This window comes from Microbulbifer maximicatervae (SeqCode), from assembly GCF_052467955.1.
On record NZ_CP174329.1, the window covers coordinates 1,666,282 to 1,686,220 of the forward strand.

A 19,939-nucleotide genomic window follows, 5' to 3' on the forward strand; every position below is an offset into this window, starting at 1 on the left:
TTGATACAAGAGCATGTAGGGTCATTCCCGGTTAGCTTGATGTGTCGGTGTTTAGAAGTCTCAAGATCGGGTTATTATCGATGGCGGGGGCGATTGCCATCTGCTCGCACGATTAGAGAGATACGAACAATCGAGAAAATCCGAGAGACGTTTGTTGAGTTTAAAGGTCGTTATGGCGCGCCTAGAATTGCTTGCGAGCTTCAAGAGTTAGGTGAGCCATGCTCGCGGAACTACGTCGCTAAGCTTATGCAACAGGAACATATTAAAGCGAGAAACGGCAAAGGCTTTCGATATAGTCAGCCCGTAGAGGGGAGCATTAACGTCTCCGCCAACTTACTTAAGCGTTGCTTTGATGTGGATCGACCAAATTGCCGCTGGACCAGTGACATTACGTATATCTGGGTTCTGGATAGGTGGCTATACCTCGCGGTAGTTATGGATCTGTACTCTCGACGTATTGTAGGTTGGGCATTCGACTCGCAGATGACCGATGAATTGACACGTCGAGCATTGAAAATGGCCCTAGAGCGACGACCAATAAAGCCTGGACTGCTAGTTCACTCTGACAGGGGTGTGCAATATCGATCGCAGAAATACCAGGATCTCTTGTCCGAAAGCAAGTGCAAGCCGAGTATGAGTCGCCAGGCTAACTGTTGGGATAATGCGGCAATGGAATCATTCTTTAGCAGGCTAAAAGTCGAGCTGGTCTATGCCGGAACATTCGAAAGCGAAGAGCAAGCAAAATCTGAGGTGTTTGAATACATTGAGATTTTCTACAATAGAGTTCGTAGGCACTCTGCATTGGGCTATGTAAGTCCAGCAGAGTATGAGCGAAAATACGCATAGTTAGAGTGTCTACTTTTTGTGGGCAAGACCAACGTGTCTTTACCACCTAGATAACTCTTTTATTTCTGACCTTTCTGACTGAGCGCTCCATTGCCGAGGATTAGTGGCTGCGTTGCTACAAATCTAGATGGATTCCATCAAAGATCGGGTGGTTCACTTGTAATGATGAGGTATGAGCGCTAGATTTGTAACCAACCAATAAGCAAATAAATAGAAAGAATTTTTTTAATAAAGATTTTTTTGGTATGCTATATCTAATTTTTTCTTTTTTTAGGATAAAATTGTCGGTATGTGTGTGTAATTTGAAGCAACTTACCTCTTCATTTATCTCACCTGTTTGATACCCCAAAGGTACATTTAGGCTCTTGAAGTGATTAGTGTTCAAACTTTATTGTTCCAAAATAAAATTAGTGTTCAAACTTTATTGTGCGAGAACAAATGGGAGATGTTATTCCTTTCAAAAGAAAAACCGCTTGGCAAAAGCACAAGGGCAGCACCCTATGCAGGGAAGGTTTTCATAAATGGAAAGTGGTTACCGAGCGCAAGTTTGACGTAAAGCAGGGAAAGTTGGTTACTGAATATCGTTGTGAACGCTGTGGAAAAACGAAAATTAAACACTTGTAAATTTTCTCTCTCCAAATCCGATATTCATGGGGCAGTTCAATTAATAGTTAGGTAATTTACTCTCCCCTGTTAAGAAAATTGTCAAAACTCAGTGTCTTTAATACGGGTGATTACTGAGAAAAGATATTTTGGGGGCAGCAAATAATGCAACGCTACTGTTAAGTTACGCAGTAACGTTGCATAGGTTTATAAGTAGATTAAGGGACTGATTTGGTTTGCCCTGATAGATAGTCTACTGAACTGTGCCTCTTTAGATTCAGCACACCTTGTATTACTTGCCATGTGATCGCCAGTGCACCGACGATAAACACCACATCACCAATAGTTCGTATCCATCTTAGAGTAACTAGCGTTCCACTTTGCATTAGGGTTTCACTGCGGGCATACCAAAGGCCTTCTGAAGCGCTCGCCATAAACTGGATAATACCGACCGGCAAAAGGCTGGTGAACAACATTAAAGCCAAACCTATATTCATCCACCAGAATGCCGTTTTCATCAATTTCTCGCTAAATATAAACTGGGGGCGAATATATCTAAGAACGAGTAAACTAAAGCCCAATGCCAAGAACCCATATACTCCAAACAATGCACCATGGGCATGTGTGGCTGTGGTATTTAAGCCCTGAAGATAATATAACGCTATCGGTGGGTTAATGGTAAAGCCAAGTACGCCTGCTCCTAACATATTCCAGAAAGCAACAGCTACAAAAAACATCAAGGGCCATTTGATTTTCACCATCCAGGGTGCACGATTTTTTAAGCTATAATGATCCCAGGCTTCATAACCCAACAAGATAAGTGGGACCACTTCGAGTGCACTAAATGTGGCCCCTACCGCCATAACGGGTGTTGTCGTCCCTGAGAAATATAGGTGGTGAAAAGTTCCCGGTACACCCCCTAGTAAAAATAATGACGCTGAAGCTAGAGAAGTCACAGTCGCCATGCGTTTAGATACAAGGCCCATATTGAAGAAGATAAATGCAAGCGCAGTTGTAGCAAAAACTTCAAAGAAACCTTCTACCCATAAGTGTACTATCCACCAGCGCCAAAACTCCATGACCGATATGTGTGTGCGCTCGCCATAAAAGAAGCCTGCACCATAAAATAATCCTATGGCAATTACGGAGGCGGCAAACAGGGCTAGCAGGTTTTTATCACCCTTTTGCTTTAATGCTGGAACAATACCGCGCAGCATTAATGCCAACCATAGTACGATGCCGGTAAATTTACCGATTTGCCATAGTCTACCAAGATCTACAAATTCATATCCTTGATGGCCCAGCCAAAAGCTGAGCTCTGGTGGCAGAGTTTGCGCAATGGCTAGATAATTGCCGACAAATGATCCAATAACGACTGCTATTAATGCCCAAAACAATATATCAACACCAAGTTTTTGGAACTTAGGATCTTTACCACCGTTGATAATTGGAGCAAGAAATAGTCCGGCAGCTAAAAATCCTGTAGCTATCCAAAATAGAGCAGCCTGTATATGCCAGGTGCGTACCAGGCTGTATGGAAACCACTCCGATGTTTCTATCCCATAGAACCCTTGTCCTTCGACAGTATAGTGGGCAGTAAAACCACCTAAGAAAACTTGGAAAGTAAATAGTCCTACTATAGCTAGTAAGTATTTTCCAAGAGCTTTCTGTGAGGGGGTTAATTTGAAGGTGCTGATTGGATCTTGCTTGGGGGCAGTAGGGTGTTTGTCTTCAGTGCGTAGGAACGCCCATGCCCAAACTAGGGCGCCAATACCGGCAATCAATAAGACCACGCTAATAATAGACCAAATAATATTTTCGCTAGTTGGCTTATTATCAATTAATGGTTCGTGGGGCCAATTGTTAGTGTAGGTTGCGCCACCTGTTGAACGCTCGGTTGAAGCTACCCAGGATGTCCAAAAGAAGAACTCAGTAAGTCGCGCTCGGCGATCCGCATCGGGCAGTGTAACCTCTTTCATTGCGTAATTTGCGCGGGTTGGCTGTAAAGCGGGGTCACCTCCAAAAAGTGCATCATAATATTTTGCGGTTTGCTCTATAGCTGTGACTCTTCGCTTAGATAAAGTGGCAATTCCAGATTCGCTGCTATAGGTGTTGGTTCTATAATCTAATTTAAGGTCATAGAGAAGTTTGTGTTTTTCCCTTTTGGATAAAGATTCATATGGTAGGCCAAATTCCGCTTTTGCCGCTATTGATAACCAATTAATTAGCTCTCGATGTAACCAATCAGCGGTCCAGTCTGGGGCTTGGTAGGCACCATGCCCCCAAATAGATCCCAGTTGCATTCCTCCAACGGATTGCCAAGAAGTTTGGCCATCTAAAATTTTATCTTTAGTGGTCAGTATTTTGCCATTTTCTGAGACAAATGCCTCAGGTATCGGGGGTGCCTTCCGATATATTTCACTGCCAAAATATCCGAGTATTGAAAAGGTTACAACTAAAACGCCGATCAATGTCCACCAAAGAGATTTGTAAGTTCTCATCAGAATTATCCTTGCCAATATAAATTGGCTTTTTTAGCAATATGCTATTTAAACTATTAATTTTCGTATATCTCCCTAGGCTGCTTGTAAAACAAAACATCGTAAACATCGGGTGTCTGTAATTATTCGGAGTGGATTTATGATGCCTGATTGAGTGTTAATAGGTTTTAAGCTTGACTCTTCGCATTCTTGCTTAGCTGTGTTGAACTCATGAGGTTGACCTCCAGTAGAGGCGTTAACTTGCAACAGAAAAAACATAAACTCTCCTTTTCCTTGTGTTGCTTGAATAAATCAAATTGAGAATGGGCTTCTCAAAATAATGTTTGGTCGTGTAATACATTGATTTTTAGGTGACCGATACCTTGTATTTGGGTAATAAAAAGTGGCCAATAATCGTTGTTAACCTGCCGCCCCTAGGCAGAGTTTCCGTAAGCGAACATGTCGATGTTCATTGCTTGGCCTCTTGAATTAATTGGCGGCCTTAAATTCAGGAAAGCAGCCTCTGAAATCAGGGCGCTTTCGCTCGAATCGCCTCTAATAGCTTTTGGGTCAGTCATGAATAGCACATTCGGCTGTAACCGTAGCCTAAGGGCTAGGTTGAACGAGCATTTGAGACTGAGCATTCTCTACCCCTTTATCTATACATGCATATAAGATGCATCTTTTGCATGGCAATTTACACCTAAATTTCAATGATGTAAACTAGATGCATCTTTAAATTTTCAAGGGATGAAAATTCTTGGCTTCACAATGAGGGGCTTTGCCAATGAAGATCACGCAATTTACTGACTACTCTTTGCGAGTGTTGATGTACCTTGCTATACAGGATCGAGAGTTAGTAACCATCAGAGAAGTTGCTGAGCGCTACCAAATATCTAAAAACCACCTAATGAAGGTGGTACAAGAGTTGAATCTCAAAGGCTACTTGATTGCAACCCGGGGTAAATATGGTGGCATTCGGCTAAGCCGAGCTCCTGAAGACATTAATGTTGGAGAGTTAGTTCGATTATTGGAGCAAGATACCGTGTTAGTAGAATGCTTTGGGACAAATAATCAATGTGTCATAACTCCTGCGTGTAGGTTGAAGATAATGTTCGCCGAGGCTATGGAAAGTTTTTTTATTTGTTTGGAGCAATACACCTTGGAAGATCTAGTATCAGGCCCGAATCAGACTGACCTTATCAATATACTAGCTTTTCCTGCGAAAATTGAGAGGGCGTAGCAAGGTCCCTAGGTTAGGCTCATCTTATATTTGCTTGAGGGAGAAAAAGTACAGTTTTCTATTTAAAACCTGGAAGATTCATACTCCAGGGCCCTTATTACATAAAGGGCTTTGTTTTCCGCCAGGTGAAAAGCCTATCTTCAATTTCCTCTCACCCTATATCAGGTAGCCACCCAATGCACGTTGGTCTGACTTTTAGGTTTTAGGGGGTATTGGGAATGCTTCCTGGAGTAAGGAAATACTCAGCACAAATTTATTGCTCCTGCTCAAGCGCAATGCCTTTATCTGAGAGATGGTTACTGAATATCGTTATGAATGCTGTGGTAAAACGAAAGCGAGGATTGTGTCAATTTTGTCTTATAGGAACCAGTTTAATTGGGAGTCGGCTTCCCTGCCTGCCTCAGTAGTGCGAGTATCGAAGTACAATGATACCCGCAACATACTGATTAAAAACTTAAAAACAGCAGCGAATTAATAACGATAGTAGCGACCGCGATAACGATAGTAATCTCTGCGCTTTCTTTCCCTATCATAGAGGTAGCCTGCACCTGCACCAATAACCGCACCTGCGGCAGTGCCACCGGGGCGTCCGCCACTAATCAAGGCACCTGTTACTGCGCCTATACCGACGCCGGTGCCGATTCGGCGGTCGGTATCACTCATATTGGCGCAGCCCGTACCTCCAAGGCTTGCAGTCAATACTGCGGCCAAGCTGAGATATTTGATAGCTTTGATACGCATAGACACCTCTGTTACTGGAAGGTTGAGGTATAAAGAATCGGCGCAGGCCGACTATTTCGGAGCCAGTGTAGAGTCCGCATGCACTGGCAACAAATCCAAATTGGGAGTTTCATTCCCTTTTTTTGTCGATATTTAGGTGGTTGTTAAGGTGTTCGAAAAACAAGACTTGGTAGAACTGGCTCGACTCAAAATGCCATTTGGAAAATACTCGGGCCGGGTTTTAATAGATTTGCCTGAGGAGTACCTGCTTTGGTTCGCAAAAAAGGGGTTTCCAGAGGGGCGTCTAGGACAGTTGATGGCATTAGCCCTGGAGATAAAAGTAGAGGGATTGCAGGGGCTTATTGATCCACTGCGCTGACCTTTTAGCAGGTTTTCCCAGTATTGCAATCACCTTGGTCGGTTTGCTCTGCGGGACTTTGACATTAATATAGTAATGCCTAGGTGTGCTTTGCGGAGCGAAGCCCAAGAAAAAGCGGGCCGTAATGGAGACTGGACTGACCCGGAAATAGGCCCACAGCGGGTAACCACTGGTCTGAATGATTTCAGCGAGGTAGTAGCGGGAGTAGAGCCAGTCAGCTTAAAAGAGGGAGCGGTCGAAACGAATTCGGCCGCCACTCTTTTAAATTATTCTAAACTCAGTTCTCACCGACTAATATCCGCCGGCAATATCTTGTGAGAGAGTTGCCCGACTCGAAAGTCGGACGCAGCTATCTACTAACTAACTGATCAGAGTGGAATTCGGATAACAACACCACCCATAGTGTGGCCCAGCTCAAAGTCAGTGCGCGGGCTGTCTACGTGATCGTTGTGACAGCTCACACAAGCAGGTGAAACACCTACATCCGCATATACTGCAGTGAAGTACTCGGTATCACCTAGTTTTTCGCGGCCGTAAAAGTTTTTCCCTGGGTTGTCGATTACGTACTGCAAGCCCTCTTTTTCCATCTCAGTGCGCGGTTTGTTTTGCTTGTTGATTGGCCACAGAGAGAGCAGGGCATAGTTAAAGCCAGACTCATTTTCGGCAACACGCTCAGCTCCCATACGCATCATCTGCGCGGGGAGTGGTAGCAATTTCTTATCTTGCCAGTGCTCATCAGCGTCGAGGATTTTCTCCTCGTTCTGCAGGCGGTTTACAACCTTGTTGGTGTAGTTGGCCCTGTCTGCCTCGATAACGGCAAAGATGGCATCCGCCATTCGCTCCGGAGCAACTCCCTGGTTTTTCTCACAGCCGGTGAGCAGTGCCAGTCCAGCGATAATACAAGCGGCAATACGCATATTTTCCCCTCCTATTGGGATTGATTTTGCTTGTTTTTGCTTTTGGTAATCCTTGCAATACGCTCGCGGATCAGCTCGAAGGTTTCATGCTTCTCTGCGGGTTTATGCTTGAAATTATTGTTAATCAGAGTTTTGTCAGCCAGGGCAGCCAGGGAGAATTCGGCTCCATGACAGCTCAGGCAAACGGGCATCATTTTTTCATTGGGGCGAAGGTTATGATTTTGATTATGGTTAACTACAACCTGTTCGCCATGGGTTTCCCGTGGTAAATGGCAGCTGGCACAGCTTACGCCACCCTCTGGGTTTGAATTCCAGGTATCGAAGTGAGGGGACTCTTTGTAAGAGAGACTGTGCTCATCACTGTGGCAACCCAGGCAAGCCTCTACAGCGGCAAATTTCAGATTTACTTCATGGGGCCCGTGACAACTGACACAGCTCAATTCATCCGTTGCGCTGGTATTCATGGGAAGGCGGGCCTGTTGTGGGGAGATGGCGCCGACCTGCCGGATAAAGCCCTCTTCCAGCTTGCTGGACATGCGCATTCCATGTTTTCCTTGAGTGAAGGATTCTTTTTGATCGCTGTGGCAACTAGCACATTGCTCGACAATCTCAACACTACTGAATTGCATTTGCCCATCGACGTGACAGCTGCTGCAGTTCACCTCTGTTTGTGCGTGAATACTCTGTGCCCAGACCGTTGCGATTTCTGCAGTCTGGCTAGAGCTACTAATGTCTGCTTCGCTAACTTTTAAAGGGGCTTTATCTGAATGCTCATTTAGCCAGGACTGAACTGCTGTACGAGCGGGAAGCTTTGCAGTTTCCAATAGATCAGGTTGATCAACATGGGCGATAAGGAAGTCTTCATACAGGGAGCCATTATCGTGATAGTTGTGGCAGCCCGCACTTGCGCAGGTTTCAAATCCCAGGTCTTTGTGACTACTGCGCTCTTCGGCAATATCGCTGTGGCAGTGAAAGCAAAAGTCGCCCGCCAGGGTTACTCCCATCTCTCCGGTGATTTGTGGTTTGTGCTCAGTGTGACAACTTACACATAGCCGGGCGTCAAGAGTCTCCAGAAGTACAGCATTGCGCGGATCTAAAAATTTCTGCCGGGGGTGTGAGTCGTCTACAAGCTCCAGTTCTTCCGCATGGCAATTCAGGCAAGCTTGCTGAACAGCATCCTCACCGGCAAAGCCATCGGTATGGCAGGAAGTACAAGCCAGCTCAATTTGATGGTGACCGTGCGTGGCATCTCCACTGATAAATAGAGATTTATCGTCAACGTTAAGGTTGTATGCCACCGCAGAGCCGATAGCCAGCGTTAGCAATACACCGTAATGCCAGAATTTAAATTGATATGATTTCATCTAGAAGTAATAAACCGCAAAAATATGGTAGGCGAGAAGGACCGGTAAGGCCCAGAGCAGGGCATAGTGAACTCGGGACCACCATTTTCGGTGTTCGCGAAGTTTCAGGTCAGTCCAATGGTGGTTGCGCGCCATAAAAACGCCGACGAGAGAACCAGTTGCGGTTGCAGTTAGAAATACCAGCATCAATGCCAAATTCAGGTTTTCACCAAGGCGGAAGCCTGAATGTACAGCGAGAGCAAGTAGAGCGATTAAACCTGTAACGCTGTGTGCATAGCGCCAGTGATCGACATGCCCAAGGCTAAGTTTATTCCAACGTTTCCTGATACTGAGAGCGGCAGTAAACAGGCACATAGCGAGAATGGTATAGCCCGTAACCTGCTTCCAAAAATTGTCGTACCAGAGCTTTTCCCAAAAAAGTGCAGTCTGCACTGAGGAGGAAACTGGAGCTGGCGGCATCAGGAAAGCCAGGGCTATCAGGATTAATGACAGAACAGAAGTTATCAATATCCCCTTGGAGTGCCGCATTACCAAGTTGGGAGCTGGCACATCCAGAAGCTCAGCCATTAGCGGGCGGCAACTACCGCAAACAGACCCGGCTGTTGTCGCTTGTTGCAATTCGTTTAAATTGCGCTTCCCTGCGGAAATAGCCTTGCATAATTCCCCTTTGGTGACAGAGTTGCACTGGCAGACCAGATAACTATCGGGAAAATCTTTAATGCTATTGCCGCTTTTTTTGGCAAAAACTCGCCCTTCGCTTTCAAAGTCTTTCAGTGTGCGCAGAGAGATTTTTTGCTCCTGTGCTACGGTCTGGCGTAATTCATTGGCTTCATCCCAGCTGCCAATATAAATGGCCCCAACGATGTATTCGCCTTTGATAAATAAGCGTCTATAGATCCCCTTAAAACGATTGCGATAGACATGGCTCTCAACGCCCTCTTGCTGATTGAGGTTTTCCGGGGTTACCTCTCCCATTATTCCGCAGGGAATATGGGCAATTTTCAGCTGAATATCGGTATAAGTGCCGGAGTAGGGCTGCGAGAGAGATATACCGCTATGGTTGCGACGAATATGTGAGCAGCAGCTTTCAGCTTGTTCGTAGCCCGGTCGGACCAATTGGTAGACTTTCTTGTCAAACTCAGCGCACTCGCCTACGGCGTAAATATCCGGGTCGGAAGTTTGCATCCATTCATTGACTACGATTCCGCGTTTAGTTGAAAGTCCGCTCTGTTCGGCCAGGCTAATTTCCGGCTTAATCCCTGTGCACAACACGATAGCGTCGACGGGAATTTTTTCGCCACTTTCAAAAGTGAGTAGGCGCTTGCTATCGCTCTCTTCAATGGATGTTAGGGAGTCCGAAATTTTTAACTCTACTCCCAGTGCAGTGAGTGCGGACTTTAGGAACTCCTCTCCTTCTTCACCCAGGAGCCCGCTGAGTAAGTGTCCTCTGGATTGTAAAGTGATGTTGTTTTTAGGTGTTTTTAACGCGGTTGCAGCTTCAAGGCCCAGAGCACCAGCACCGATAACACAGATGTCTGCATTCTGCTCCCTTAGCTCAAGTAAATCATTGGTGTTACGCAGACTTCGAAAAGGGTAAACACCAGGCAGATCCGCACCCGGAATCTTCGGAATAATAGGATTTGATCCAGTCGCTATTATTAGTTTGGAATAAGGCTGTATATTCCCTGCAGCATCGGTGACTGTTTTTTGGGAGCGATCGATAGAGACTATTTCACGGTCAATATATTCTGCCAGGCGGTGGTCACTTTGACTGAGAATAGGGTTATCAAGCTCCTCCAGCTCTACATGGCTTGATAGATATTGAGAAAGTTTAACCCGGTTGTAGGGAGACTCTGTTTCTGCCCCATAGATAACAATTTGAGCTTCATCACAGAATTCTAATAATTTTTGTGCGCAACGCACGCCCACCGGACCAGTACCGATAATTACATAAATTGGGTAGCTGTTATCATTAGTGTGGATGCCGCTTGGTAATTGCTCGACAAGTGTGTCGTCTAGCTCAGTCATACCTCCCCCCGACTGCTTTGATTTTCTATTAGTCTTTGTATTTTTAATTTGTCTGCCAGATGGCTTGCTAATTTTCTTAGACTAATATCCCACTCTTTAGTGTTTTTTTGAATTCTAATCCCTATATGTTTAAACAAAATTAAATAAACGTCTAGTGCCGATTAGAGCATGACGATAGAGAATTGGGTGTAAAGTAAGGTCAGGTCGGAAAATAAGGCTGGATTTAACTGGCGTGCACAGTTTTTTTGAGGGCTAAATGTATCTTGCCCAAATTCGGTGCTTATATTTAATTTGATTGTGAAAAATTGGCGGGGTGAGGGGAGTGCTTTCCAGTTACTTTGTGACCGCTGAGCGGCCAAAAAATATGCGGCCCCGTCCTTGTGGGCTGCGGACTGTAAAATAGTATGCCTATTGTAAAGATTTGTTTCTTGTCGGCATTCCTAGGTTAAATATCTCACTACTCCTGATAAAAAAACTAAACGTTGCTTTTAGGAGGGTTGGTAAAGGACGTAGAGTTCTTTTTCTTCTAGGGCAGTACGGCGAGTTAGCGCTTCACCGATTTTCTGATAATCCATTTTGAAATCGCGAACCATTTCAGGAGTGAAGGCTTCGTGGTTATAGCGTTTGCAAAATTGCACAACAGCATTTGCAATTTCATTCATATCGGTGCGGAAATCTTTAACTACTTGCAGTGTGTGGGCATCGCCAGCCAGTGCTTGCTCCAGGTATACGTAAAAACGTACATTTTCTTTGATTAGATGGGCCTGGAAGCCAGATTTAAATTGGGTCAGTAGCTGCGACAACTGGCGGTAGTTCTGCTTCTCATAACCCTCTGACCACATGCGCTGAAAAATACTGATCAGGGTGCGGTGATCGTCTTCAAGGGCTTTGATTAGAGTGGGATCGTAAGAGATTGTGCGGGCACCTTTAGCTCCTGCATAAGAGCTGCGAGTATATTTTTCCTCAAGATCCGCCGCGTCTTCTGTTTTGTTACTTCGGAACATTCCAGAAATAAAACTAAGCATGAATTTAGTCTCAGTAAATTTAAAGGTTTGTTATTAGGTCTGATAGCGCCGCGAAGTTGGGGGTAACTTAAAGAAAGCAAAGCTGTTTGGGTCCCGGCGGGCGTGGCGGATTTTACATTGGATGACAGTTGGTTTAACTGTTATGGAAGGGGCGAGTAAAGCAAAATTTCCAAAGTGGGACTTGTGTCACACTTCAGATCTTTGCTTTTTAATTTTTATCGAAATGTAGTTGATTATCGCCAGTAGAATCAAAATAAATTCAAATATTCAATTAATAAAAAACCCGGCATAGCCGGGTTTTTTTGATTGCTTGAGCTTAGCGCTGCTCGAGCGGTACATAATCGCGCTGCGGGTAGCCGGTATACAGCTGGCGAGGACGACCAATTTTGTACGGATTGGAAATCATTTCATTCCAGTGTGCAATCCAGCCTGAAGTACGGCCGGTGGCAAAAATTACGGTGAACATATCGGTGGGGATACCGATAGCCTTCATAATAATGCCGGAGTAGAAATCTACATTCGGGTAGAGTTTCTTCTCTACGAAGTAATCGTCCTCAAGGGCGATTTTCTCCAGCTTCTTGGCGATCTTCAGCAGGGGATCATTTTCTGCACCCATAGCACCCAGAACTTCATCACAGATGCCCTGCATTACGCGGGAGCGGGGATCGAAGTTCTTGTAGACGCGGTGACCAAAGCCCATCAGGCGGAAGGGGTCATTCTTATCCTTGGCGCGCTTCACGAATTCGTCGATACGGCTTTCGTCGCCAATTTCCTGCAGCATGTTCAATACCGCTTCGTTGGCACCGCCGTGAGCGGGCCCCCACAAAGTGGCAATGCCGGAAGAGATACAGGCGAACGGGTTGGCGCCAGAAGAGCCAGCCAGGCGAACAGTGGAGGTAGACGCATTCTGCTCGTGGTCTGCGTGCAGCAGGAAGATGATGTCCATTGCCTTGGCGACAACCGGGTCTATCTTGCTGGGCTCGCAGGGGTTGCCAAACATCATGTGCAGGAAGTTCTCGGAATAGCTGCGGCTATTGTCCGGGTACATGAAGGGCATGCCCTGGGAGTGCTTGTAGCACATCGCTGCCAGGGTTGGCATCTTGGCAATCAGGCGGTGGGCGGAAATCTCGCGGTGCTCCGGATTAGTGATATCCAGGGAGTCGTGATAGAAGGAAGCGAGGGCACCGACTACGCCACACATCATCGCCATTGGGTGGGCATCGTAACGGAAGCCTTTAAAGAAGCTCACCAGGGATTCGTGAACCATGGTGTGAGACATAATGGTGTCTACATACTTCTTCTTTTCTTCTGCGTTGGGCAGTTCGCCATTCATCAGCAGGTAGCAGGTTTCCAGGTAATCGGATTTTTCTGCCAGTTGCTCGATGGGGTAGCCGCGGTGCAGCAGTTGGCCCTTGCCGCCATCAATAAAGGTGATCTTGGAATCACATGAGGCGGTAGATACGAAGCCCGGGTCGTAAGTAAATAAGCCTTTACTGGTCAGACCGCCGACATCAATAACATCGGGGCCGAGGGTGCCGGAGCGAACTGGCATCTCAAGGGCGCCGTCGATACCATCGACTGTGAGGTGCGCTTTTTTATCGGACATTGCGGACTCCTAAAAATGTTCTTATGCCGGCCTTTTCCCGCTGTTTTCGGGAGCTAGCGGCCTTTTGAGCGGGGCCAAACTTAAGTGCCGCGCCGCAAATTGTCAAACCAAAAGGAATGGACGACCAGTCTATTGGCGACAGGATATCCGGTTCCGCTCCATACTCGTAGAGTATTTGTCTAGATAATGCACAGGAAAGTCTGAGGAAATCCCGCGATTCCCGATTTACTACGCGATACTGGTGGGAACCCGGCGTAATCGCAGGCGTTCGTTGTGTTTTGACTAGTGAATGCCTATAATCCGCGCGGCTTGCGCCATGGTACGGCTACTTTGTATAAGGCTTCATCAGGTCGAGTGCAAAGTAATCAGCAAGCAGCTCGTCCCTCCATTGAAAAGCTAACGGGCGCCCGGTCGTTCAGGGCAACAAGGTGTTTTTCCTGTGAACAAAAACAGACCTGTCAATTTAGACATTTCCACTATAAAGCTTCCCGCTACCGCTGTGGTTTCCATTTTGCATCGTATTTCCGGTGTAGTGCTCTTCGTTGTTGTTGCACTACTACTGTGGATGCTCGATGTCAGTTTGGAATCCGAGCAGGGATTCGCCGAAATTGCAGCGGTATTTAACAGTATCCCTGCCAAGCTCATTCTCTGGGCATCGCTGGCGGCACTTATTTACCACATTCTGGCAGGTGTTCGTCATCTGTTTATGGATATGGGAGTAGGTGAAAGTCTCGAAGGCGGCCGTCGCAGCGCTGTGTCAGTGCTGGTGCTGGCTGTAATCCTTATTCTTCTGGCGGGAGTATGGTTGTGGTAAAAACAGTAACAAGCTTTGGCCGTAGCGGTACTTTCGATTGGCTCTACCAGAGAGTCACTGCGGTAATATTGCTCGCCTATACCCTCTTTATAGTGGGTTTTATCTTTTTTAGTAAAGACTTCGGCTACCAAGCCTGGTCCGAACTGTTCGCCCAGCGCTGGATGCGTGTTTTCAGCCTGGTTGCCTTGCTGTCCACCATTATTCACGCCTGGATTGGCCTCTGGTCCGTGGTAACTGACTACATCACCAACCGGATGATGGGCGGTAAAGCCACTGTTCTGCGCTTGTTCGTAGAAGTGATTCTGGCTGCCGTTGCCGTGTTGTACGCGGTGTGGGGCATTGAAATTCTTTGGGGTGTATAAGCAATGGCGAACATGCGTACTATTTCATTTGACGGGATTGTAATTGGTGGAGGCGGTGCCGGTATGCGCGCTGCCCTGCAGATGGCCCAGTCCGGCTATAAAACTGCAGTTATTACCAAGGTATTCCCGACTCGTTCTCACACAGTATCTGCCCAGGGTGGCATTACCTGTGCAATTGCCAGTTCAGATCCCAACGATGATTGGCGCTGGCATATGTACGATACCGTTAAGGGTTCCGACTATATCGGTGACCAGGACGCTATTGAATATATGTGTTCCGTAGGTCCAGAAGCGGTATTTGAGCTGGAGCACATGGGCCTGCCTTTCTCCCGTACTGAGGAAGGTCGTATTTATCAGCGCCCCTTCGGCGGTCAGTCTAAAGATTTCGGCCGCGGTGGCCAGGCTGCACGTACTTGTGCTGCTGCTGACCGTACCGGCCATGCACTGCTGCACACCCTCTATCAAAACAACGTTAAGCACAAAACCGAATTCCTGAACGAATGGTTTGCGATTGACCTGGTGAAGAACCAGGATGGTGCTGTTGTGGGTGTGATCGCCATGTGCATCGAAGATGGCGAAGTGGTTTATATCAAATCCAAAGCGACTGTATTCGCTACCGGCGGTGCCGGTCGTATCTTCGCTTCCACCACCAACGCGCACATCAATACCGGTGACGGTGTCGGTATGGCCCTGCGTGCTGGCATGCCGGTCCAGGATATTGAGATGTGGCAGTTCCACCCCACTGGTATTTACGGTGCCGGTGTACTCGTGACCGAAGGTTGTCGCGGTGAGGGTGGCTACCTGATCAATAAAGATGGTGAGCGTTTTATGGAGCGCTATGCGCCCAACGCCAAAGACCTCGCTTCCCGCGACGTTGTGGCTCGCTCTATGGTTCTCGAGATTCTCGACGGCCGCGGCTGTGGCCCGGAAGGCGATCACGTATTCCTGAAGCTTGATCACCTGGGTGAAGAGCTGCTCAACAGCCGTCTGCCCGGTATCTGTGAATTGTCCAAGACCTTCGCTCACGCCGACCCAGTTAAGGTGCCGATCCCGGTAGTACCTACCTGTCACTATATGATGGGTGGTATTCCCACCAACGTTCACGGTCAGGCTCTGACCCAGGACGCTGCGGGTAACGATCAGATTGTTGATGGCTTCTACGCCTGTGGCGAAGTTGCCTGTGTGTCCGTACACGGAGCCAACCGCTTAGGCGGTAACTCCCTGCTGGACCTGGTGGTATTCGGTCGCGCTTCCGGCCTGTTTATTGAGAAGTCCCTGCGCGAAGGTATCGAGCACCGCGAAGCTTCCGAGTCTGATCTCGAAGCCGCTATGGCTCGCTTGAATCACCTGGAAACCAATGAGAAGGGTGAGAAGGCTGCCGACCTGCGCAAAGAGCTGCAGGGCGTGATGCAGAACCACTTCGGCGTATTCCGTCGCGGCGACTTTATGGCCGAAGGTGTGAAGAAGCTTGCAGATCTGCGCGAGCGTATTGAAAATGTGCGCCTCGAAGACAAGAGCCGCGCGTTTAACACCGCCCGTGTTGAAGCGCTGGAGCTGCAAAACTTACTGGAAGTTGCCGAGGCCACTGCAGTTGCTGCAGAGACCCGTACTGAGAGCCGTGGTGCTCACGCCCGTGAGGACTTCCAGGAGCGCGATGATGAAAACTGGCTGTGCCACTCTATGTATTTCCCCACGGAAAAACGTGTTGGCAAGCGTGCAGTAAACTTCGCGCCTAACACTATGGAAGCCTTTGAACCGAAAGCTCGGACTTACTGATTCGGGAGCGGAATAGAGTATGTTGAAAGTAAGCATTTACCGTTACAACCCGGAAACCGACAAAGCGCCTTATATGCAGGACTATGAACTGGACACCAAGGGCAAGGACCTGATGGTGTTGGACGTTCTGGAACTGCTGAAAGCCGAAGATCAGACCTTGTCTTTCCGTCGTTCCTGCCGTGAGGGCGTTTGTGGCTCCGACGGTATGAACATTTCCGGTCGCAATGGTCTGGCGTGCACTACGCCACTGTCTGAAGCTGCCCCCAAGGGTAAACTGGTTCTGCGTCCGCTGCCGGGCCTGCCTGTTATCCGCGACCTGGTTGTGGATATGGAGCAGTTCTACGAGCAGTACAAGAAGATTGAACCGTACCTGCAAAACGATACCCCGGCTCCGGCCATCGAGCGTCTGCAGTCTCCGGAAGATCGCGAAAAGCTTGACGGTCTGTACGAGTGTATCCTGTGCGCCTGCTGTTCCACTTCCTGTCCGTCTTTCTGGTGGAATCCGGACAAGTTTATCGGCCCAGCTGGTTTGTTGCAGGCTTACCGCTTCCTGGCAGATAGCCGCGACCTGGCTACTGATGAGCGCCTGTCAAATCTGGATGACCCCTTCAGCGTATTCCGTTGTCACGGTATTCAAAACTGTGTCAATGTTTGCCCGAAAGGACTGAATCCGACGCGCGCGATCGGCCATATCCGCAATATGCTGCTGACCCGCGCCGTGTAGGGGATGCTGCGGCCGGTTATCGGCCCGCTGGGGTTCGCGCTCTGCGAACCCGGTGCCAGGTAGGGTGCCAAGCAAACGACAAAAAGCCGGTTCTAACCGGTAAAAAACTGAAAAGGGGAGGTGGCTTTGTGCGCCTCCCCTTTTGTGAGTGAAAGGAAAGCGCAGTGGCTCAAGAGAAGATAAGCACACTGCAATTGAGGTAGGCATCAACATGCACGAAAGTACCATGGAGCAGCTGTGGCGTAGCTCCCATATCTCCGGGGGCAATGCTGCCTACGTGGAGGAGCTTTACGAGACCTATCTGCACGACCCCAACGGTGTCCCCGAGGAGTGGCGCAATTATTTCGATAGCCTCCCCCGCGTTGAGGGCAGCAGCGATGTTTCCCACGCCGCTGTTCGCCAGCACTTTGAGCTGCTCAGCAAACACCGCGCGCGTCCGGTGGCCGCTCCCGGTGCGGCCGGCTCTGCCAATATTGAGCACGAGCGCAAGCAGATTAAAGTTCTGCAACTGATCGATTCCTACCGCCATCGCGGCCATAAAAAAGCGACCCTCGACCCCCTGGGCTTGATGGCTCGCGAACAAGTGCCCGACCTGCAACTGAGCTACCACGGCCTTACTGAGGGTGATTTCGATACCACCTTCAATACCGGTAGCCTGTTCCTCGGTAAAGAAGAGGCGACCCTGCGTGAAATCGTCGAGGGTTTGGAGAATACCTACTGTGGCAACCTGGGTGCGGAGATCATGCATCTCTCCAACCTGGAAGAGCAGCAGTGGTTCCAGCAGCGCCTTGAGCGCAGCCAGTCTAAAGCCAACTTCGGCACCGACATCCAGATTGAAATCCTGCAGCGCCTTTCCGCCGCTGAAGGCCTGGAGCGCCACCTGGACTCCAAGTACCCTGGCACCAAGCGCTTTGGTGTAGAGGGTGGTGAGAGTCTGATCCCGATGATGGACGCTCTGATCCGTCGCTCCGGCACCTACGGGGTGAAGGAAGTGGTGATCGGTATGGCCCACCGCGGTCGTCTGAATACCCTGGTCAATATCCTCGGTAAAAACCCTGCGGATCTGTTCCAGGAGTTTGAAGGCAAGAAGACCCTCGATACTTCCGGTGACGTGAAGTACCACCAGGGCTTCTCTTCCAACGTGATGACTCCCGGTGGTGAAGTGCACTTGGCCCTGGCCTTTAACCCGTCGCACCTGGAAATCAGTGCGCCCGTGGTAGTGGGTTCCGTACGCGCCCGCCAGGATCGCCGCAAAGATGCGACCGGTGAGAAAGTAATGCCGATCAACATCCATGGCGACGCGGCTTTTGCCGGCCAGGGTGTGGTGCAGGAAACCCTGCAGATGTCCCAGACCCGCGGTTACTACACCGGCGGTACTGTGCACATCGTACTGAACAACCAGGTGGGCTTTACCACCAGCAAGCGTGAAGATGCCCGCTCCACTGAGTACTCCACCGATCCCGCTAAGATGATCGATGCGCCGGTGCTGCACGTAAATGGCGACGACCCGGAAATGGTCGTATTGGCCGCGCTGTTGGCGGTGGACTACCGCTACGAATTTAAGAAAGATATCGTTATCGACCTGGTCTGCTACCGTCGTCGCGGCCACAACGAGACCGATGATCCCTCTGGTACCCAGCCGCTGATGTACCAGACTATCCGCAAGCACAAGACTACCCGCACGCTCTATTCCGAGAAGCTGGTGGGCGAGGGCATCCTGGACAAGGTTGCCGCAGACAAGCTGGCCAACGATTACCGCGACAAGCTGGATGCCGGCGAAGACGTTGCTACCGGTCTTGTGAAGAAGCCGGACTCCTCCATGTTTGTGGACTGGAGCCCCTACCTGGGCCACGACTGGCAGGTGCCTGCAGATACCGGCTACGCGCTGCCGAAGCTGCAGGATGTCGCCACTCGCATGACCAACGTGCCCGATGGTGTGGTAATGCAGCGCCAGGTCTCCAAAATTTATGAAGACCGCCGCAAAATGGCCGGTGGCGCCCTGCCTCTGAACTGGGGCATGGCGGAAACCCTGGCTTACGGTACTCTGCTGGAAGAGGGCTTTATGGTCCGCTTTACCGGTGAAGACGTGGGTCGCGGTACCTTCTCCCACCGCCACGCGGTGGTTCACAGCCAGAAAGACGGTCAGAGCTACGTGCCTTTGCAGCACATGTTTGAAGACCAGCCGCCTTTCTATATCTACGACTCGCTGCTGTCCGAAGAGGCGGTGTTGGCGTTTGAATACGGCTACGCCACCACGACACCAAAGTCCCTGGTGGTGTGGGAAGCCCAGTTTGGTGACTTCGCCAACGGTGCCCAGGTTGTAATCGACCAGTTCATCACTTCCGGTGAGCACAAGTGGGGCCGTATGTGCGGCCTGGTAATGCTGTTGCCGCACGGCTACGAAGGCCAGGGCCCAGAGCACTCCTCTGCACGCCTTGAGCGTTTTATGCAGCTGTGTGCGGAGCACAATATCCAGGTGTGTAACGCCACTACCCCGGCACAGATCTTCCACCTGCTGCGTCGCCAGGCGGTGCGCCCAATGCGCCGTCCTCTGGTGATTATGAGTCCAAAGTGGATTCTGCGTCACAAGCTGGCCACTTCCAGCCTGGAAGAGCTGGCAGAAGGTCGCTTCCACAACGTGATCCAGGACCAGGGTGTAGATCCTGACAAAGTGAAGCGCGTGGTTCTGTGTTCCGGCAAGGTTTACTACCACCTGCTGGAAGCTCGTATGGAGCGCGAACAGGAAGATGTGGCGTTCGTACGAATCGAGCAGCTGTACCCATTCCCGGACGAAGAGTTTGTGGAAGCGGTTTCCGCATTCAAGAAGATCAAGAGTGTTGCCTGGTGTCAGGAAGAGCCCATGAACCAGGGCGCCTGGTACTCCAGCCAGCACCACTTGCGTCGCCTGTTGTCGGAAACCCATCCGAAGCTGGATCTGGAATATGTGGGCCGCGCCCCATCCGCAGCACCTGCGGCGGGCTATATGTCCACGCACCTTGAAGAACAGAATAAGTTCATCAACGAGGCGCTGACCGTCAAATAACCGGCGGCA

At 49.1% G+C, this 19,939-nt stretch carries 16 protein-coding genes; 9 read left to right on the top strand and 7 right to left on the bottom strand.

Translation table 11 applies throughout. The annotated features are described in order from the left end of the window. The gene (locus ACJJI5_RS07040) at positions 1 to 846 is read left to right on the top strand and encodes an IS3 family transposase (protein ID WP_282933833.1); all 846 of its coding nucleotides are present in this window, start codon (positions 1 to 3) and stop codon (positions 844 to 846) included. A 438-nt stretch (positions 847 to 1,284) separates the two neighbouring features. Beyond that, positions 1,285 to 1,470, top strand: a complete 186-nt coding sequence (locus tag ACJJI5_RS07045) for a hypothetical protein (protein WP_413662993.1) — start codon at positions 1,285 to 1,287, stop codon at positions 1,468 to 1,470. Positions 1,471 to 1,667: 197 nt separating this feature from the next. Here the strand turns inward: ACJJI5_RS07045 and ACJJI5_RS07050 are convergent, their stop codons facing one another. Beyond that, on the bottom strand, positions 1,668 to 3,950 hold the full coding sequence (locus ACJJI5_RS07050) for a nitric-oxide reductase large subunit (protein WP_445355866.1): 2,283 nt from the start codon (positions 3,948 to 3,950) through the stop codon (positions 1,668 to 1,670). A gap of 766 nt (positions 3,951 to 4,716) precedes the next feature. Here ACJJI5_RS07050 and ACJJI5_RS07055 point away from each other — a divergent pair. Beyond that, positions 4,717 to 5,172: an RrF2 family transcriptional regulator gene (locus tag ACJJI5_RS07055; protein ID WP_444911363.1), complete on the top strand. Its 456-nt coding sequence runs from the start codon at positions 4,717 to 4,719 to the stop codon at positions 5,170 to 5,172. Between the two features lie 471 nt (positions 5,173 to 5,643). On the opposite strand, the gene ACJJI5_RS07060 is transcribed toward ACJJI5_RS07055, so the two are convergent. After that, complete coding sequence (locus ACJJI5_RS07060) at positions 5,644 to 5,913, bottom strand: YMGG-like glycine zipper-containing protein (protein WP_108734168.1); 270 nt, start codon at positions 5,911 to 5,913, stop codon at positions 5,644 to 5,646. 148 nt (positions 5,914 to 6,061) lie between these two features. Between ACJJI5_RS07060 and ACJJI5_RS07065 the strand changes: the two genes are divergently transcribed. After that, entirely contained in the window at positions 6,062 to 6,271 is a 210-nt protein-coding gene (locus tag ACJJI5_RS07065; RefSeq protein ID WP_282933831.1) for a DUF3820 family protein, read from the top strand. 368 nt (positions 6,272 to 6,639) lie between these two features. On the opposite strand, the gene ACJJI5_RS07070 is transcribed toward ACJJI5_RS07065, so the two are convergent. The 5 genes from ACJJI5_RS07070 to gltA form a co-directional block, all read right to left on the bottom strand. Beyond that, entirely contained in the window at positions 6,640 to 7,188 is a 549-nt protein-coding gene (locus ACJJI5_RS07070) for a Tll0287-like domain-containing protein (protein WP_282933830.1), read from the bottom strand. Positions 7,189 to 7,199: 11 nt separating this feature from the next. Then, positions 7,200 to 8,552: a cytochrome c3 family protein gene (locus ACJJI5_RS07075; protein WP_445355867.1), complete on the bottom strand. Its 1,353-nt coding sequence runs from the start codon at positions 8,550 to 8,552 to the stop codon at positions 7,200 to 7,202. After that, positions 8,553 to 10,580, bottom strand: a complete 2,028-nt coding sequence (locus ACJJI5_RS07080) for an FAD-dependent oxidoreductase (RefSeq protein ID WP_445355868.1) — start codon at positions 10,578 to 10,580, stop codon at positions 8,553 to 8,555. A gap of 488 nt (positions 10,581 to 11,068) precedes the next feature. After that, positions 11,069 to 11,605 (bottom strand): hemerythrin domain-containing protein, encoded by a 537-nt coding sequence (locus ACJJI5_RS07085; RefSeq protein WP_413662988.1) that lies wholly within the window; start codon positions 11,603 to 11,605, stop codon positions 11,069 to 11,071. Positions 11,606 to 11,921: 316 nt separating this feature from the next. Beyond that, the gene (gene gltA, locus ACJJI5_RS07090; protein ID WP_413662987.1) at positions 11,922 to 13,211 is read right to left on the bottom strand and encodes a citrate synthase; all 1,290 of its coding nucleotides are present in this window, start codon (positions 13,209 to 13,211) and stop codon (positions 11,922 to 11,924) included. Positions 13,212 to 13,650: 439 nt separating this feature from the next. On the opposite strand from gltA, the gene sdhC reads away from it, so the two are divergent. The 5 genes from sdhC to ACJJI5_RS07115 all read left to right on the top strand — a co-directional run bounded on the left by sdhC (position 13,651) and on the right by ACJJI5_RS07115 (position 19,930). Further along, positions 13,651 to 14,025, top strand: a complete 375-nt coding sequence (gene sdhC, locus ACJJI5_RS07095; protein WP_282933825.1) for a succinate dehydrogenase, cytochrome b556 subunit — start codon at positions 13,651 to 13,653, stop codon at positions 14,023 to 14,025. Then, on the top strand, positions 14,019 to 14,387 hold the full coding sequence (gene sdhD, locus ACJJI5_RS07100; protein ID WP_282933824.1) for a succinate dehydrogenase, hydrophobic membrane anchor protein: 369 nt from the start codon (positions 14,019 to 14,021) through the stop codon (positions 14,385 to 14,387). Before sdhC ends, sdhD begins: the two co-directional genes overlap by 7 nt. Before the next feature lie 3 nt (positions 14,388 to 14,390). Further along, positions 14,391 to 16,163, top strand: coding sequence for a succinate dehydrogenase flavoprotein subunit (sdhA, locus tag ACJJI5_RS07105; protein WP_282933823.1), 1,773 nt, complete (start codon positions 14,391 to 14,393; stop codon positions 16,161 to 16,163). 19 nt (positions 16,164 to 16,182) lie between these two features. Further along, positions 16,183 to 16,887, top strand: coding sequence for a succinate dehydrogenase iron-sulfur subunit (locus ACJJI5_RS07110; protein WP_282933822.1), 705 nt, complete (start codon positions 16,183 to 16,185; stop codon positions 16,885 to 16,887). Between the two features lie 211 nt (positions 16,888 to 17,098). Continuing rightward, positions 17,099 to 19,930 carry a 2-oxoglutarate dehydrogenase E1 component gene (locus tag ACJJI5_RS07115; protein ID WP_282933821.1) on the top strand — a complete coding sequence of 944 codons (2,832 nt, stop codon included), beginning with the start codon at positions 17,099 to 17,101 and terminating at the stop codon, positions 19,928 to 19,930. The last annotated feature ends 9 nt before the right edge of the window (positions 19,931 to 19,939 follow it).